Source organism: Solidesulfovibrio sp. C21, assembly GCF_047785625.1.
Classification (GTDB): Bacteria; Desulfobacterota; Desulfovibrionia; order Desulfovibrionales; family Desulfovibrionaceae; genus Solidesulfovibrio.
Genome location: NZ_JBLODY010000157.1, coordinates 1 through 1,898, shown reverse-complemented (window position 1 = coordinate 1,898; position 1,898 = coordinate 1). Strand labels below are relative to the sequence as shown.

Genomic DNA, 1,898 nt, shown 5'->3' with positions numbered 1-1,898 from the left:
GGGGAGAGCGCGAGAGGGGAACCCTTTTTTCAAAAAGGGTTCCCCTCTCGCACCTTCCTCTCATCTCCTCAAAACCGCGCCGCGTCAGGACGCAGCACTGGAGCTTGCGGTCGAGGCGCAGGAGGAACAACCTCCGGAAGGCGTCTTGGCGCAGGAAGCGGCATCGGAAGTGGTGGTCGTGGAGGATGCGGCGGAAGAGGAGTCCCCGGAGGAGGCGTCCGCGGGCTTGCCGTCATGGGACTTGCCGTTGCCGCTCTCGCCGGCCGCACAGCAACCGCCGTTGCTTTTGTAATCGGTCACATACCAGCCCGTGCCCTTGAGCACGAACGAGGTGTTGGACATGATGCGATGGGCCGGCGCGCCGCACGCCTCGCAGGGCGCTTCGTCCACATCGAAATGTTTCTGCAAGATCTCGGAAATCTTGCCGCACTTGTCGCATTTGTATTCATAGATGGGCATCGTACACTCCCCTTGAGGCCGCATTCGGCCCCGTGATCGGCCGCAACAAGTCATCTTTCGGCCCTTTTTTGTCAAGGGCCGTCCGATCAGCCGCCGCGCGGCTCGGCAGCACTCGACGAGGTCGAGCGCCAAAAAAAGTAATCGGTTCCGCAGGGCAGTCAAGGGGGGCAGGCGGGGAAAAACCACCATGGGCGCGCCGCAGGGAATCCCACGACGGCCCATGGCCAAGCGGCGCCTACCCGGCCGGCCGCCGCGTCCACAACTGCATTTCCCGCATCTTCTTGCGTCGTTCCCGTTGCAGGGCCTTGCACACAAGCGGCATACCCTTGGGATAGCCCCATTTGACCCGATACTCCTCCGGTGTAAGCCCGAATTTTGCCAGATGACGCTTGGTGAGTATCTTGTACGGCTTGCCGGATTCCATGCACATGATGGTGCGTTCCTTGACAGCCTTCTTCGGATCGAGCGGCGCATCGCCGGACACCAGTGCACGCGCCCCGCCACCCGCAATATCGATGGATTTAATACTCCCGGCCAGCTTCGACATCATGGCCGTTATCTCATCTTCCGTCATATTGCGCACCCTGGCCTGCGCCTTCACGATATCCAGAGCAAGAGATAAATAGGTATCCATGGGACGTCTCCTCCAAACAGGAATTTTACGCCTGTTGTCACGAAAAAAGACAACGCGTCAGGTTGTCAAGTCGCGCAAACCCGGAAAAAGGTTGCACCCTATGGAAAGAGTAAATATCCCTTGGGAAAATCCACACACAAAGGAACACTCATGCCGGGAAAATCGCCCCTGCCCGCCCTGTCCCGACTGCTTGCCGTCGCTGCAATGATTCTGGCCGGTTGCAGCCACGCCTACGTCAACCCCAATATCGCCAATCCGGCCGACGCCAAAAAACAATTCGCCGCCGACTCCGCCATCTGCACCCAGGAAGCCAACCAGGACGTACCGCCCACATACGGTATGGACCGCTTCTACTTCGACCCCACGCCGATCGCCGAAACCGAAAAATGGATGGGAAACGTGGTCGAAGACGACGACCACCTCGACGCCTACAGCGCCTGCATGCACCGCCGCGGTTGGCGCTTCAAGAAGAAGTAGACGGAGATAACCCGGCAGAGGGGGCTCTGCCCCCCAGCCCCCCGCCGAGGGGCCACGGGCCCCCCGGGCCCCCCATCCGGTGCGCTTTGGCCGCGCGGGAGCGGAGTTGGCAGGCGGTCAGGCGGAAGCGGAGAAGATGGCGGCGGGATTTGCCGGGACGCTGCATGTCGCTTCGCGACAAGCTCGTCCCGGCAAATTCCGCCTGCACCACGCCGTCGCCCCTTCGGGGCGAAAAAAGAAAGAATGTACTGAACCGCGTTAAGTAAAGGCGTCGCTCCCCGTTACAGCTCCCCTATGAAAGTTTTTGGGGAGGGTGGGGGTCCGGGGG

At 61.0% G+C, this 1,898-nt stretch carries 3 protein-coding genes; 1 reads left to right on the top strand and 2 read right to left on the bottom strand.

Going from position 1 to position 1,898, the window contains the following annotated elements:
- Positions 1-84: 84 nt before the first annotated feature.
- Both ACMZ6R_RS20415 and ACMZ6R_RS20410 read right to left on the bottom strand, forming a co-directional pair.
- Positions 85-459 carry an FmdB family zinc ribbon protein gene (locus tag ACMZ6R_RS20415; RefSeq protein ID WP_416114795.1) on the bottom strand — a complete coding sequence of 125 codons (375 nt, stop codon included), beginning with the start codon at positions 457-459 and terminating at the stop codon, positions 85-87.
- A 235-nt stretch (positions 460-694) separates the two neighbouring features.
- Positions 695-1,093 carry a MucR family transcriptional regulator gene (locus ACMZ6R_RS20410; RefSeq protein WP_416114794.1) on the bottom strand — a complete coding sequence of 133 codons (399 nt, stop codon included), beginning with the start codon at positions 1,091-1,093 and terminating at the stop codon, positions 695-697.
- Between the two features lie 150 nt (positions 1,094-1,243).
- On the opposite strand from ACMZ6R_RS20410, the gene ACMZ6R_RS20405 reads away from it, so the two are divergent.
- Entirely contained in the window at positions 1,244-1,570 is a 327-nt protein-coding gene (locus ACMZ6R_RS20405) for a hypothetical protein (protein WP_416114793.1), read from the top strand.
- The last annotated feature ends 328 nt before the right edge of the window (positions 1,571-1,898 follow it).